This window comes from Pseudomyxococcus flavus (genome assembly GCF_050038885.1).
Lineage (GTDB): Bacteria > Myxococcota > Myxococcia > Myxococcales > Myxococcaceae > Myxococcus > Myxococcus flavus.
In genome coordinates this window covers 1,191,836-1,205,905 of sequence record NZ_CP143624.1, presented here as the reverse complement: position 1 = coordinate 1,205,905, position 14,070 = coordinate 1,191,836, and the positions used below count along the sequence as shown (strand labels likewise).

Annotated in this window: 13 protein-coding genes; 5 read left to right on the top strand and 8 right to left on the bottom strand. The window is 71.0% G+C overall.

Annotated features, from left to right (window positions below):
• Positions 1-278 precede the first annotated feature (278 nt).
• The 4 genes from VZL07_RS05005 to VZL07_RS04990 all read right to left on the bottom strand — a co-directional run bounded on the left by VZL07_RS05005 (position 279) and on the right by VZL07_RS04990 (position 5,022).
• On the bottom strand, positions 279-1,208 hold the full coding sequence (locus tag VZL07_RS05005) for an ABC transporter permease (protein WP_426754188.1): 930 nt from the start codon (positions 1,206-1,208) through the stop codon (positions 279-281).
• Entirely contained in the window at positions 1,201-2,316 is a 1,116-nt protein-coding gene (locus VZL07_RS05000; protein WP_426754187.1) for an ABC transporter permease, read from the bottom strand. Before VZL07_RS05000 ends, VZL07_RS05005 begins: the two co-directional genes overlap by 8 nt.
• Positions 2,309-3,766, bottom strand: coding sequence for an ABC transporter ATP-binding protein (locus VZL07_RS04995; RefSeq protein WP_426754186.1), 1,458 nt, complete (start codon positions 3,764-3,766; stop codon positions 2,309-2,311). Before VZL07_RS04995 ends, VZL07_RS05000 begins: the two co-directional genes overlap by 8 nt.
• 65 nt (positions 3,767-3,831) lie before the next feature.
• Entirely contained in the window at positions 3,832-5,022 is a 1,191-nt protein-coding gene (locus VZL07_RS04990; protein WP_426754185.1) for a BMP family lipoprotein, read from the bottom strand.
• Positions 5,023-5,096: 74 nt separating this feature from the next.
• Between VZL07_RS04990 and VZL07_RS04985 the strand changes: the two genes are divergently transcribed.
• Complete coding sequence (locus VZL07_RS04985) at positions 5,097-6,401, top strand: thymidine phosphorylase (protein WP_426754184.1); 1,305 nt, start codon at positions 5,097-5,099, stop codon at positions 6,399-6,401.
• 172 nt (positions 6,402-6,573) lie between these two features.
• On the opposite strand, the gene VZL07_RS04980 is transcribed toward VZL07_RS04985, so the two are convergent.
• From VZL07_RS04980 to VZL07_RS04970, 3 genes are all read right to left on the bottom strand, one after another.
• The gene (locus VZL07_RS04980) at positions 6,574-7,260 is read right to left on the bottom strand and encodes a DUF4328 domain-containing protein (protein WP_426754183.1); all 687 of its coding nucleotides are present in this window, start codon (positions 7,258-7,260) and stop codon (positions 6,574-6,576) included.
• A gap of 277 nt (positions 7,261-7,537) precedes the next feature.
• Positions 7,538-8,347 (bottom strand): DUF4328 domain-containing protein, encoded by an 810-nt coding sequence (locus VZL07_RS04975; RefSeq protein ID WP_426754182.1) that lies wholly within the window; start codon positions 8,345-8,347, stop codon positions 7,538-7,540.
• Positions 8,348-8,575: 228 nt separating this feature from the next.
• Positions 8,576-9,157, bottom strand: coding sequence for a DUF4328 domain-containing protein (locus tag VZL07_RS04970; protein ID WP_426754181.1), 582 nt, complete (start codon positions 9,155-9,157; stop codon positions 8,576-8,578).
• Between the two features lie 465 nt (positions 9,158-9,622).
• Between VZL07_RS04970 and VZL07_RS04965 the strand changes: the two genes are divergently transcribed.
• The 4 genes from VZL07_RS04965 to VZL07_RS04950 all read left to right on the top strand — a co-directional run bounded on the left by VZL07_RS04965 (position 9,623) and on the right by VZL07_RS04950 (position 12,497).
• The gene (locus tag VZL07_RS04965) at positions 9,623-10,033 is read left to right on the top strand and encodes an SET domain-containing protein-lysine N-methyltransferase (RefSeq protein WP_426754180.1); all 411 of its coding nucleotides are present in this window, start codon (positions 9,623-9,625) and stop codon (positions 10,031-10,033) included.
• Positions 10,034-10,327: 294 nt separating this feature from the next.
• Positions 10,328-10,693 carry a TIGR02266 family protein gene (locus tag VZL07_RS04960; RefSeq protein WP_426754179.1) on the top strand — a complete coding sequence of 122 codons (366 nt, stop codon included), beginning with the start codon at positions 10,328-10,330 and terminating at the stop codon, positions 10,691-10,693.
• 32 nt (positions 10,694-10,725) lie between these two features.
• Entirely contained in the window at positions 10,726-11,130 is a 405-nt protein-coding gene (locus VZL07_RS04955) for a cytidine deaminase (RefSeq protein ID WP_426754178.1), read from the top strand.
• A gap of 20 nt (positions 11,131-11,150) precedes the next feature.
• Complete coding sequence (locus VZL07_RS04950) at positions 11,151-12,497, top strand: 5'-deoxyadenosine deaminase (RefSeq protein ID WP_426754177.1); 1,347 nt, start codon at positions 11,151-11,153, stop codon at positions 12,495-12,497.
• A 3-nt stretch (positions 12,498-12,500) separates the two neighbouring features.
• Here VZL07_RS04950 and VZL07_RS04945 read toward each other — a convergent pair whose 3' ends face one another.
• The gene (locus tag VZL07_RS04945; RefSeq protein WP_426754176.1) at positions 12,501-13,868 is read right to left on the bottom strand and encodes a sensor histidine kinase; all 1,368 of its coding nucleotides are present in this window, start codon (positions 13,866-13,868) and stop codon (positions 12,501-12,503) included.
• Between the last annotated feature and the right edge of the window lie 202 nt (positions 13,869-14,070).

Here is a 14,070-nt window from a genome sequence, read left to right as displayed (position 1 = left end):
GCCTGGATGGAGCTCCCCCCGGGCGCATGCCTCCAGGCCGGTACGTGATCCGACACCACGTGGTGTCCATGCGAGGCCCGTGCCGGAATTCGTTCAGTGGTATCGAATCCAGCAGCCGGGCAGTCCACCCGCCCAGCCCTGTAACGGCGGGGGGTTGAATCGTTGCGACGCTGGAGAAAGTCGCCTCCTGGCTGCGCGCAGCGCCGGATGACGGGTCAGCTCTGACCAAAAATCAGCCCAGACCCGGGTCTTTTATGACCTCATCTGTGCAGAAATCGTCAGCGTGACTCCTGCTCATACGGGGTGCCGAGCGCGGCGGGAGCGCTGCTGCGCTGTCCCTGGAGCGTCAGCACGAGCAGCGTGAGCAGGTAGGGCAGGGCCAGGAGCACGCCCTGGGGGATCAGCTCGACGAGCCCGGGGGCGCTGGACACCAGGCCGATGCGCAGCGCGTTGCCGAACGCGAAGAAGGTCGCGGCGAGGAAGGCACCCACGGGCGTCCACCGGCCGAACACCATGGCGGCCAGGGCCATGAACCCCAGGCCAGCGGGGGTGTGCTGCTCGAAGCGGTCCAGCACCGCGGTGGACAGCACCGCGCCGCCCAGGCCCGCCAGCAGCCCGCTGCCGAGCACCGCGCCCCAGCGCAGGCCCGGCACGGACAGGCCCAGGGTGGCCACGGCCTGGGGCTTGTCGCCCACGGCGCGCAGCCGCAGCCCCAGCGGCGTGCGCGTCAGCAGGCCCTGGAAGAGGAAGGGCAGCACCAGCGCCAGGTACGTCGGCGCGGAGTGGCCGGAGAGGGCGCCCAGCACTGGCACCGCGCCCAGGCCGGGAATGTTCCAGCGCGTCAGCTGCTGGATGGGCGGGGTGCCGTTGGGGCCGTACAGGGACTCGAGCAGGAAGGTGCCGCCAGCCAGGGCCACCAGGTTGAGGGCGATGCCGGACACCACCTGGTCCGAGCGCCAGCGGATGCTGAGGAAGCCGTGCACGCCGGCCAGCGCTGCGCCCGCGAGCATGCCCATGACGACGGCCAGCGGCGTGGGCATCGCCAGCGCCGCCACGGCCGCGCAGAAGGCGCCCACGCGCATCATCCCCTCGGTGCCCACGGCAATCACGCCCGCGCGCTCGGAGAGCACCGCACCCAGGGCGGCGAAGACGAGCGCGGGCGCGGCGTCCAGCGTGGAGAACAGCAGCGAGTGGAGGACTTCAAGCACGGGGCACCTCCGCCGATGCCGCGGGCGCCGTGCTCCGCCGGCGCAGCAGCGCGAGCCACACCATGCGGCCCGCGACGAACAGCAGCGCCAGACCCTGGATGAGCTCGGGGAAGCTCTTGTGCACGCCGAGCAGCTGCATGCGCGTGCCGCCCGCGCGGAGCACGCCGAAGAAGAGCGCGGATACGGTGGCGCCCAGCGGGTGGTTGTTGCCGATGAGCGCGATGGCGATGCCGTCGAAGCCGTAGGGCGCGCCCAGCGTGCCGGGGTAGCGCCCCTCGGTGCCCAGCACGAGCACCGCGCCCGCCAGGCCCGCCATGGCCCCCGCCAGCGCCATGGCCCAGCCCATGCGCCGGGCCACGGGGATGCCCGCCGTGCGAGCGGCTTCTGCGCCCAGGCCCACCGCGCGCGTCTCGAAGCCGGAGCGCGTGCGCGTCAGCCACACCCACACCGCCAGCGCCGCCGCGAGCGCGAGCGGGAAGCCCAGGTTGAGCCGGGAGCCATCGCCCAGCAGGCGCGGCAGCACGGCGGTGGCCTGGATTTCGGCGGTGCCGGTGATGGACTGGCCGCCCTCGGCCGCGCCGCGCAGCGGCCCCACCACCAGCCAGTTGTCCACCAGGCTCAGCGCCACCCAGTTGAGCATGATGGTGGAGATGACCTCGTGCACGCCCCGGTAGATGCGGAGCAGCCCGGCGATGCCCGCCCACGCCGCACCCGCGAGCGCCGCGCCCAGCAGGGCCGCGGGAACGTGCAGCACGCCGGGCAGCGTCACCTGGGCGCCCACCACGGCCGCGGCCAGCGCGCCCAGCAGCATCTGCCCCTGCGCGCCGATGTTGAACAGGCCCACCTTGAACGCCACCGCCACCGACAGGCCGGTGAGGGTGAGCAGGGCCGCCTTCATCGCCGCCTCGCCCAGCGGGCGGGTGATGACGGTGGGGGCAGCGCCGTCCAGGTAGGCCGGCCAGTTGCCGATGCCGCCCCACAGCATCTGGAGGTAGGCGTCCGTGGCCGTGCCCGGCTCCATCGTCACCGCGATGAGCACCCAGCACACGCCGAGCGCCAGCAGCACGGAGAGCACCGACGGCAGCAACTGCCTCACGCGCTCAGGCATGGCCCGGCTCCGTGGTGCCCAGCATGCGCCGTCCCAGCTCGCGCTCGTCCAGCTCGTGGCGGAGGAAGTGGCCCGTGACGCGGCCCTCGAAGAAGACATAGACGCGGTCCGACAGGGCCAGCACCTCCTCCAGGTCCAGGGAGACCAGCAGCACGCCCGTGCCCTGCCCGCGCGCCTCGCGCAGCTTCGCGTGCACCTGCGCCACCGCGCCCACGTCCAGGCCTCGCGTGGGCTGCACCACCACCAGCAGCCGGGGCCGCGCATCCAGCTCGCGCGCCACCACCACCTTCTGCTGGTTGCCGCCGGACAGGGCCCGCAGGGCCACCTCCGCGTCGGGCGGCCGCACGTCATAGGCCGCGGTCAGCTCGCGCGTGCGCGCACGGCGGCCGGCGAAGTCAATCCAGGGCCCCTTCGCGAAGGGCGGCCGCGTGTGCCGGCCCAGGGCCACGTTCTCCTCCACGCTGAGGGCCTTCACCACCGCGCGGTGGAGCCGGTCCTCGGGGATGTGTCCCACGCCGCGCGAGCGCGCCTGGGCCGGGGTGAGCCCGCTCAACGGACCGCCCAGCATCGTCCCGCTTCCGGACGTCATGGGCCGCAGGCCCGTGAGGACCTCCGCCAGCTCGCGCTGTCCGTTGCCGTCCACGCCCGCGATGCCGACGACTTCGCCCGCGCGCACCTCCAGGTCCACGCCGCGCAGGGCAGGGCGCCCGTTGTCTCCGGTGGCCTGCAGGCCCCGCGCCTCCAGCAGCAGCTCCCCTGGCGACTGGGACGCGGATGCGACGGGCGCGGGGGCGGACTGCGGACGGTGGCTCTCGCCCACCATGAGCGCGGCGAGCTGCTCGGCGGTGGTGTCGGCGGCGCGGACCTCGGCGACGCAGCGACCCCGGCGCATGACGGCGATGCGGTCCGCCACGCCCAGCACCTCCTTCAGCTTGTGGCTGATGAGCACCACGGTGTGCCCCTGCGCGACGAGCCCGCGCATGACCCGGGCCAGCTCGTCGGACTCCTGGGGCGTGAGGACGGCGGTGGGCTCGTCGAGGATGAGCACCTGGGCGCCCCGGTGCAGCGCCTTGACGATCTCCACCTTCTGCTGCGAGCCGACGCTGAGCGTGTCCACGCGCGCGCGGGGCTCGAGCTGGAAGCCGAAGCGGGCGCAGGTGGCGGCCACTTCCTGCACGGCGCGCTCCAGGTCCAGCAGCCCGTTGCGCGTGGGCTCGCGGCCGAGCACCACGTTCTCCGCCACCGACAGCGTGGGCACGAGCATGAAGTGCTGGTGCACCATGCCAATGCCCCGCGCAATCGCGTCCCGCGGGCTCTTGAAGCGCACGGGCTGCCCGTCCAGCGTCAGCACGCCCGCGTCCGGCTGGTACAGTCCGTAGAGGACGTTCATCAGGCTGGACTTGCCCGCGCCGTTCTCGCCCACCACGGCGAGCAGCTCGCCACGGTGCACGTCGAGCGATGCGTCCGCCAGCGAGACGCAGGTGCCGAAGGCCTTGTGGATGTTCCGGAGGGAAATCAGGGCGCGACAGCCTGGAAGGAGGCGAGGTCCGCCGGTACGGCGGGGACCTGGATGCTCCCCGCGATGATGCGCTGGCGCAGGGCCTCCACCTTCTGGAGCGCCTCGGCCTTGCCGGGGAAGTCCACCCGCACCTCCGCCATGCCCACGCCGTTCTCCTTGAGGCCGAGCACCTGCTCACCGGCGGAGAACGTGCCGTCCACCAGGTCCTTCGCCGCCTGGTACACGGCCAGGTCGGTGTGCTTCATCATCGAGGTGAGGATGGCGTCCGGCGCCACGTGCGCCTGGTCCGAGTCCACGCCGATGGCGTACACGTTCTTGCCCGCGGCGCGCGCCTCCTTCACCGCCTGGATGACGCCGATGCCGTCCGCGCCCGCGGCGTGGAAGAGGACGTCCGCGCCCTTGGAGATGAGGTCCTGCGCCACCTGCTTGCCGGCGGCCATGTTGTTGAAGCTGCCCGTGTAGACGGACATCAGGGCCTGCGCGGCCTGCGCGTTGGTCGTCTTCACGCCCGCGCGGTAGCCCACCTCGAAGCGCTGGATGAGGGGCACCTCGATGCCGCCCACGAAGCCCACCTTGTTCGTCTTCGTCACCAGCCCGGCGAGCGCGCCCACGAGGAAGCTGCCCTCCTGCTCCTTGAAGAGCACCGTGCGCACGTTGGGCAGCTTCATCGCCTTGCCCTGCGCGTCCAGCACCTGGCTGTCGATGAGCAGGAACTGGGCCTTGGGGTTCTCCTGGGCGGAGGTGCGCACCGCGTTGGCCAGCATGTAGCCGTTGCCGATGGTGAGCCGGGCCCCCTGGTCCACGAGCAGCTGGAGGTTGGGGACATAGTCCTCCTGGGCCTTGCTCTGCAGGACGATGGGCTGGATGGGCAGCGCCTTGAAGCTGGCGGCGGTGGCGGCCAGGTGGGGCGGGAGGGACTGGCGGACCTCGTCGGGCGTCGCGTCCACGTACTTGCCACCCTCGTAGCGCTTGCCCGCGGCCCACAGCTCCAGGCCACGAAGCGCCGCGTCATTGAAGGAGTGGTCTCCGCGCCCGCCCACGTCGATGACGAGCCCCACGGGGAGGGCCTTCTTTTCCGTCTTCGCGGCGGCGGGGGCCTGGGCGCCGGAGGAGGGCGCTTCTTCCTTCTGCTTGGAACAGGCGCACAGGAGCGCGGTGAGGGCAAGGACGTGGAGGCGGAGCATCATGGGGGCCTATCTACCAGATGCTCGCCCTTTCCCGGAGTGCATGAAGGGGTGGGTTCCTGCTATGGGCTCGCCTCGTGCAACCCTACGAGCTCATCAAGGCCAAGCGGGATGGCGGCCGGCTGGACCCGGCGGACATCCGCGCGTTCATCGAGGCGTATACGGCGGGGACGGTGGCGGACTACCAGATGGCGGCCATGTGCATGGCCATCTTCTTCCGGGGCATGGACTCCCGGGAGTTGGGCGCCTGGGCCCGCGCCATGCTGGAGTCCGGCGAGGTCCTGGACCTGTCCGACACCCCGGGCGTGAAGGTGGACAAGCACTCCACCGGCGGGGTGGGGGACAAGGTCTCCCTCAGCCTGGCGCCGCTGGCGGCGGCCTGTGGGGTGCCGGTGCCCATGATTTCCGGCCGGGGGCTGGGCCACACGGGCGGGACGCTGGACAAGCTGGAGTCCATTCCGGGCTTCAACGTCAACCTTCCGACGTCCGAGTACCGGCGGCTGGTGCGCGAGGTGAACTGCTGCCTGATTGGCCAGACGGCGCAGGTGGCCCCGGCGGACAAGAAGCTCTACGCGCTGCGCGACGTGACGGCGACGGTGGACTGCATCCCGCTGATTGCGTCCTCCATCATGAGCAAGAAGCTGGCGGAGGGCATCGACGCGCTGGTGCTGGACGTGAAGGTGGGCAGCGGCGCCTTCATGAAGCGCGACGAGGACGCCCGCACGCTGGCGAAGACGATGATTGGCCTGGGCGCGGAGATGGGGAAGAAGGTCGTGGCCCTGCTCACCGACATGGACCAGCCGCTGGGCCGCAAGGTGGGCAACGCGCTGGAGGTCATCGAGGCGGTGGACATGCTCCGCGGCAACGCGCCGGAGGACTACACCGAGATTACCTATGCCCTGACGGCGGAGATGCTGGTGCTGGGCCAGCAGGCCGCCACCGTGGAGGAGGCGCGCGAGAAGCTGCGCAAGGTGGTGGAGGATGGCAGCGCGGTGCGCAAGCTGAAGGAAATCGTCCAGGTGCAGGGCGGAGACCCGCGCGCCATCGATGATTACTCCTTGCTGCCGCAGGCGAAGTCCACCGCGGACGTGGTGGCGCCCCGGGACGGCTTCGTCACCGGCATCGACACGGAGGGCGTGGGCCTGGCGGCGGTGGCGCTGGGCGCGGGTCGCCAGCGGACGGACAGCAAGATCGACCCGGCCGTGGGCTTCACGCTGCTGAAGAAGACGGGCGAGGCCGTGAAGCAGGGCGAGCCCGTGGTGCGCGTGCACTACAACGACGCGGCTCCGCTGGCGGATGTGAAGGCGCGCCTGCTGGCCGCGTACCGCTTCGGCGACGCGGCCCCCGCGCCCCGGCCGCTCATCCGGGAGCGGGTGGAGTAGGGCGGCGAACCACGGTCGCGGCACCGGGAGCCCCTGCGGCCCGACCCCTGAACCAGGAGCGGGTGGAGCAGGGCGGTGCTTCGTCGTCGTGGCGCTGGGAGCCCCGCAGGTGCTCGTGCATGGCATGGCGGGGGCTTGCCGCGCGTGGGGTCGGCGTCATGCCGTGCCCGGCTCAGGCATGCGTAGCGCTGTCGGTCCTCGCGATGAGGGCCGACAGGTCCGCCCTGCGGCCCGCGAGCATCGACTCGATGTCCGCGATGACACGGATACACAGCACCGCGGCCAGGACGCTGAGGAGCTCCGCCGCGAGTCCGCCGATGAGCGCCATGGGCAGAAGCGACGGCGTGGTCGCGACCTTGCTGAGCATCGAACCACTGACGTTCGACACGCCATTGCTGATGAGCCACGCGGCCCACCACCCCTTGAGCAGGGACTTCTGTGCCGGAGCACCCCCCAGGTTCAGCCAGAGGTCGCGTACGATTTCGTAGGGCCTGACGAGGTTGTAGAAGGGAATGAACCAGGCCCACATGGCCGAGCCTGGCGTCTCGCTGAACACGCCAAGCGCTCGCGCCGTCTTCACACTCAGGTGCAGCCACCGCAAATAGCTGACGACGGTCGTCACCATCACCAGCAAGGTGAGGGTGGCGAGCAAGGCATTCGTGCTGTCAAAGGTCTGCGCGTCCTCCATCGACGGCGTGGTGCCGCCCTCCAGGTTCAGGAGGAGCCAGGCGTTCAGGAGGCCCGTCAGAGCGGCCAGCCCTGCGCTGGCGTAGAGCACGCCACGCGTCCACTTCGCCCGGCCCGAGGTGTGCGGCATCGCCTGGACCTGCCTCGCGTTGCAGGGCAAGCAGACGCGCATCTCGGGTTGGGCGCACCGTGCACAGAGAAAGCGACCGCAGCGCTCACACGTCCCTATGGACGGTTCGCTGGCATGGTCGGGACAGACGGGGGCGGTTTCTGGAACGGCAGGTTGGGTCAGCATGGGCTCGTGAGGACAAGAAGGCGCCGCCGCGCACGCAACGCGCGTAGGAACGGGTGGGGGGCGGGCGGGGAAGGACTGCGGCGCAAATCCTAGCGTGCCACCTGTGCGCTGCACAGAGGCGGCCCGGACCCAGCTGGAGCCGGGGCGTGTGGTCTCACGTGGTGCTGTCAGCCCTGTCCGGCCGGAGGGATTCCGCGGACTGCGCCCTCCTCGCGCTGAGCATCGACTCGATGTCCCAGATGACGCGAGCGCAGAGGAACGCGGCCACGGCCATGAGTCCCTCCGCCACGAACCGGCCGAGCGCTGTCACGGACAACATCGTCGGCGTGGGCGAGCCGCCGCTCAACGCCACCGAGATGACGTTGGTGATGACGATGCTCATGAGCCAGGTGGCCCACCAGGCCGTCAGCCGGGACGCGTGCCGGGGCTGTCCCCCCACCGCGCGCCAGAGGCCGCGGACGACCTCGAGCGGCACGAAGAGGTTGGCGAGCGGGATGAACCAGCAGAACATGGCCCAGGCCGTGCTTTCCTTGCTCAGGCCCATCGCAATGGCTGTCTTCAAGCTCCGGTGCAGCCACCCCAGGTAGAGGGCGATGGCGGTCAGCGTGAACAGCAATTGCGGACCGGCGACGACCCTGGTGACCAGTCCGAAGAAGGTGGCGGTCCCGTTGTCGAGCTGGCCGTCCTCATTGAGGCTCGCGAAGAGGAAGAGGTTGAGCAGCGCGGCAACACCCGACAGCGCCGCGCCGAGGTAGAAGATTCCTCGTGCCCATTGCGCCAGCCCCCGCGTGGCGGGCATCGCCAGGACCTGCCGCGCGTTGCAGGGGACACAGACGTTCGCCACGGGCTGGGTGCACTGCGCGCAGAGGAAGCGGCCGCAGCGCTCACACGTCCCCGTGGACGGCTCGCCGGCATGGTCGGGACAGGCGGGGGCGGCTTCTGGAACGGCGGGTTGAGTCAGCATGGGCTCATGAGGACAACAAGGCGCCGCGGCGCACGCACCGCGTGTTGGATTGCATGGGCGGCGGTCGGGGAAGGACTGCAGCGCCAGAACCTAGCGGTCCCCATATGCGCTGCACAGAGGCGGCCCGGACCCAGCCTCGCCGATGCACTGATATGAGCGCGGCGCGGGGATTCTGTACTCCTGGCTTCACCCCGCTCGGGAAGCCGCCATCCCGTGCGAGTGGGGACGTCAGGGGCCAGGGCTGGCGGGTCGCGCCAACAAAGCCGCCGCTTCTCGACGTGCCTCGATCGCTGAATCAATGTCTCTGACGATGCGCACACAGAGGAGTGCGCAAATGGCGGTGACCCCCTCTGCCACGAACTTGAAGCCCACGGCCATGCTCAGCAGTATCGGCAAGAGCTCGCCATAGTGTTCGTGAGCGCTGAACCCGGCATTGCTGAGCTTCGCGGCGACTTTGCCGCCAATCCATGCTGCCCACCAACCTGGGAGGAGCAGCTTTCGCATGAGGGAGCCACCCAGGCCCCACCAGAGCCCTCTCACGACTCGATAAGGTTTGACGAGGTTGAAGAGTGGGATGAACCAGCTGAGCACCGCCCACGAAGGGGACTCCCGGTACACGCCGAGGACTCGGGTGGTCCGGATGCTCAGGTGCAGCCACCGGAGGTAGGCGACGCCGGTGATGAAGAACGCAACCAGCCCGAGCAGGTCGAGCGTCGCCGTTGCCGAGTTGTAGGACTCGGTCTCCCAGTCGCCAGCGACGCTGTTCTCCATGCTCGCGATGAACCACACCTGCAGCACGCCGCTGAGCACGCAGAGTGCGACCTGGAAGAACAGGAGCCGGCATACCCACGTCGCCCAGTGGCGCGGGGAGGGGAGCTCCAGCAGTTGACGCGCATCGCATGCACGGCACAGGTGCGCCTGGGGCTGGAGGCACTGCGCGCAGAGGAATCGGCCGCAACGCTCGCACGTCCCGACGGAGGGCTCCCCGAGGTGCTCAGGGCAGACAGGATGGGCTTCAGGAGTAACGGCTTGAGACTGCATGGCCTCGTGATGTCGGACGTGAGCGCCCGCGCACGCAGTGCGTGTTGGAACGAGTGGGGGGCGAGCGGGGAGGAACTGCGCGAGCGCACTCTAGCGGGCTGACCCGTCGCCGCACAGCGGTAGAGGTGGCCCGGACCCACCCACCCTGCCGCGGGGGATGGCGACCGCCTTGCCACTTCACCCCGCACAGGGAAGGCGCCATCCTGCGCCGGGAGCCATGCGGGGCGGGAGAGCATGAACCAGGGCTCAGCGCTGTACATCCATCCGGGCGTGAAGGTCCGGCCCTGCGAGTGGGGCTACGGCGTCTTCACCGATGCCTTCATCAAGGCCGGCGAGCTCATCGAGGAGTGCCACTACCTCAAGCTGCCGCGCGCCCACTCGCAGAACCCGCAGCTCCAGGACTACGTGTTCCAGCTCCAGTGGGCCGAGCACGAGGCGCCCCGGCCGGGCGAGTGGGTGGCCCTCGTGCTGGGCTACGGGATGATCTACAACCACGCCCGCGAGCCGAACACGGCCTACCACCGCGAGGTGGCGCGGGACGTCTTCTGCTACCACGCGCTGCGGGACATCCACCCGGGCGAGCAGCTCTGCATCAGCTACGGCGACGACTGGTGGGTGTCCCGGGACAAGGGCGTCCCCGTCTGAGAGCCCGGCCTGGAAATCCCGGCGCGCCCCCCGCTCAATCCCCATCCGAACGATGGGAGCCCCAATTTCCGGGCCTCGCGCGCCCCTGTTCCCCCGTATGATGCGGGGAGGATGGGGCGTTACAAAAGGGTGGGAAGCGGGGGGAGGCCCTCTGGGAGGGGGCTGTCGGCGGGGTGGACGTCGCCTCGGACGAGACGCCAGCGGGCGTCTACGGTATTGGCTCGCGGCGCTGGCGGGTGGCGGGCTTCACGCCGCAGGCGGTGGCGCGGGCATGAGCGGTAGGAGGTAACGGCGATGGCCGAGAGGAACGACTCGATGAGCGACAAGGCCGAGGACCGGCGGGATTCGCCCCGGATTCCCATGCGCCTGAAGGTGCGCCGGGAGGGCAGCTCGGGGGACTTCGAGCAGCATGATGGAGACCTGTCCCTGGGCGGCTGTGCCTGGCAGGGCGACGGGTGGGAGCAGGGCGCGCGGGTGGAGGTGCGCTTCCGTCTGCCCATCCTCCCCGACGAGGTGGAGGCGAAGGGCGAGGTGCTCCACGTCGCGCAGGGGGCCAACGGCCCGGCGGCGCGGGTCCGCTTCGTGGACCTGCCGGTGGAGTCCGAGCTGGCGATCGCGCGCCACCTGGATGAAGTACAGCGCAGCGCGGGCCGCTCGTAACGGCACGGCGCGGCTTCGTATAGGAGGGCGTCATGGCGGATGAGATTCCCTGGGAGCGCCTGTTCGAGGAAGCCGCGCGCGTGCGAGCGCGGGCCCATGTGCCGTACTCGCGCTTCCCCGTGGGCGCCGCGGTGCTTTACGCGGACGGCGCCATCGTGGCGGGCTGCAACGTGGAGAACGCCACCTACGGGCTCACCGTCTGCGCGGAGCGCAACGCCTTCGCGGCGGGGGTGGCCCAGGGGCACACGCAGCCGGTGGCGGTGGCCATCGTCGTGGACACCCCCGAGCCCTGTCCGCCGTGCGGCATGTGCCGGCAGGTCATGGCCGAGTTTGGCGGGCAGGACCTGCCCGTGCGCAGCCGGACGCCCCAGGGCGGCGAGGCGCGCTACACCCTGGGAGGGCTGCTGCCGCACGCCTTCACCAAAGCCTTTTTCTAGCAAGAGAGCCTGAGCACACCGTGGATCTGCTCCTGACTGGTGGCACGGTTGTAACGATGAACCGCGAGCGCGAGGTGCTCGTGGAGGCGGACGTCCTCGTCCAGGACGGCCGCATCGCCAAGGTGGGCCGGGGCCTCAAGCCCCGCGGCACCCGGCGGGTGGTGGACGTGGCGGGAAAGGTGGTGTTGCCGGGCCTCATCCACGGCCATCTCCACGCCTGTCAGACGCTGTTCCGCGGTCGCGCGGACGGGCTGGAGCTGCTGGACTGGCTCCGCGAGCGCATCTGGCCCTTCGAGGCCTCGCACGACGCCGCGTCCATGCGCGCCTCGGCGGACCTGACCTTCGCGGAGCTCATCCGCTCGGGAGCCACGGCCGCGCTCGACATGGGCAGCGTGTATCACTACGACGCTGTCTTCGAGTCCGCCCGGGACGCCGGCTTCCGGCTGGTGGGCGGCAAGGCGATGATGGACGCGGGGGCGGGCGTGCCCGCGGGCCTGCGCGAGAGCACCGAGGACTCGCTGCGGGAGAGCCTGGCGCTGAAGGAGCGCTGGCACGGCACGCATGACGGACGGCTGCGCTACGCCTTCGCCCCGCGCTTCGTGCTGTCCTGCACCCCGGAGCTGCTGCGCGAGGTGGCGCGGCTGGCCCGGGAGCTCGGCATCCGCATCCACACCCACGCCAGCGAGAACGCGAAGGAGACGGACGCGGTCCGCCAGTACACGGGCGGCGAGGACAACGTGGCCTTCTTCCACACGGTGGGGATGTCCGGCCCGCACGTGACGATGGCCCACTGCGTGTGGCTGTCCCAGGAGGAGCAGGACCTCCTCCGCGACACGCGCACGGTGGTGTGCCACTGCCCAGGCTCCAACCTCAAGCTGGCCTCGGGCATCGCCAAGGTGCCAGAGCTGCTGGACGCGGGCGTGGCGGTGGCGCTGGGCGCGGACGGCGCGCCCTGCAACAACACCCTGGACATCTTCCACGAGATGCGGCTGGCGGCGGTGATGCACAACCCGCGCGTGGGGCCGTGCGCGATGACGCCCATGCGCGTGCTGGAGATGGCCACGCTGCACGGCGCCCGGGCGCTGGGCCTGGAGGACGAGGTGGGTTCGCTCGAGCCCGGCAAGCGCGCGGACATCACCGTGGTGGACATCAGCGGCCTGCACGCGGGCCCGGAGCCCGAGGACGTGCTGGTGCCGCTGGTGCACTCCGCCCGGGGCAGCGACGTGACGCACGTCTTCATCGACGGCCAGCCGGTGCTGCGCGACGGCGTGCTCACCACGCTGGACGCGCCGGCGGTGCTGGCGAACGCGAAGGCGCAGGTGGCGCGCATCCTCTCGCGCCGCCAGAAGAAGGCGCGCAGCGGCTGACGCTCAGGCCGGCAGCCGCATCACGAAGGACGTGGACCAGCCAGGGGCGTCCTCCACCGCGAGGCGCCCGCCGTGGGCCTCCGCGGCGAGGCGGGAGAAGTACAGGCCCAGGCCATAGCCGCGGCGGCTGTCGCGCTCCGCGTCGGCCTGCCCGTACTTGTCGAAGATGCGCAGGCGCGCCTCCTCGGCGATGGGCGGGCCGTCGTTGCGCACCGCGAGCCAGCGGCCCTCGGTGTTCGCGCCCGCCTCCAGCCGCACCCGTCCGCCCGGAGGCGTGTAGCGCAGGGCGTTGGTGGTGAGGTTCTCCACCACGCGGACCAGCAGGTCGGCGTCGCCCAGCAGCACCAGGTCCGTGGGGGCGTCCACGTCCAGCGTCAGCTTGCGCGAGCGGGCCACGCCCTCCAGCGAGCGGCGCACGTCCTCCAGCACGCGCGCGGCGGGGACGGGCGCCTTGAGGGGCTCCAGCCGTCCTTCCTCCAGGCGGGGCACGTCCATGAGGTCGGAAATCATCCGGTCCAGCCGCGCGGTGACGGCCAGCCCGGTGCGGACGGACTCGCCGAGGATGCCCTCGCGGGGCACCTCCTGCTCCATCCAGGACAGGGACAGCGTCAGCGCCGACAGCGGCGAGCGCAGGTCATGCACCAGGAACTGGGTGAGCTGCTCCATGTCCCGCTGCAGCGACTGGAGCTTCGCGTTCTTCGCCTGGGCTTCCTCCAGCATGCGCTCGATGGTGCGCCGCGCTTCCTCCACTTCCTGGAAGCGCCGCGCCTCCAGCGCCCGGTCCACCTCCATGCGGGTGAGCGTCACGGCGAGGTGCCGCAGCCGCCCCGTGCCGTAGTGGCTCGCCACCGCCACCAGCACCAGCTCCACCACGGCGGTGGCCACCGCGCCCCAGCCCACGCCCGCCTGTCGCATGAGCGAGGTCTGGGCGAGGGCGGACAGCAGGGCCGTGCCGTAGACGACGCTGCCGCGCAGGCTCAGGCCGCTGAGGACGACGACCAGCGCGAACAGGCCCAGGCTGAAGCCCGCCACGCCCGCCGGGAAGCGCGAGACGGGCAGCGCCGCGGACTGGAGCCAGTACACCAGCCCCACGTCCACCAGCGACTGCACGGCGCCCAGGCCGCGCGCCACCCGGCGCTGGCGGAGCATGAACAGCGTCGCGGCGACCGCGGCGTAGAGCCCCAGGGCGGGAGGGTACATGGCCCAGCCCTGGCCTCCGGACAGCCACAGCGTGGTGCTGATGGTCAGGAACAGGGCGGCGCCCACCAGCCGCACCGCCGCGCCGACGCCCACGACGCTCCGCCGCTGGGCGTCCATGGCCCGGGACATCGTCTCGTCGAGCGGGCCGGCCACGGGAGGCAAGGACGTCACAATCCAGGGGTTTTCCCCGCTTCCTTCCCTGCTTGCAAGCACGGCCGCCGATCGTGCGGAAGCGGACGGACGGGAGGGCGAGGTGGGGGCGGGCGCGTTTTCAGGCCGAGGAATCGTCGCGCCGCGCTTTTGAATCCGCCGCAATCGCCTTAGGTAGAGGCACGTAGACACCAGGTAGACATTGGGACTGTGGATGCTTGCT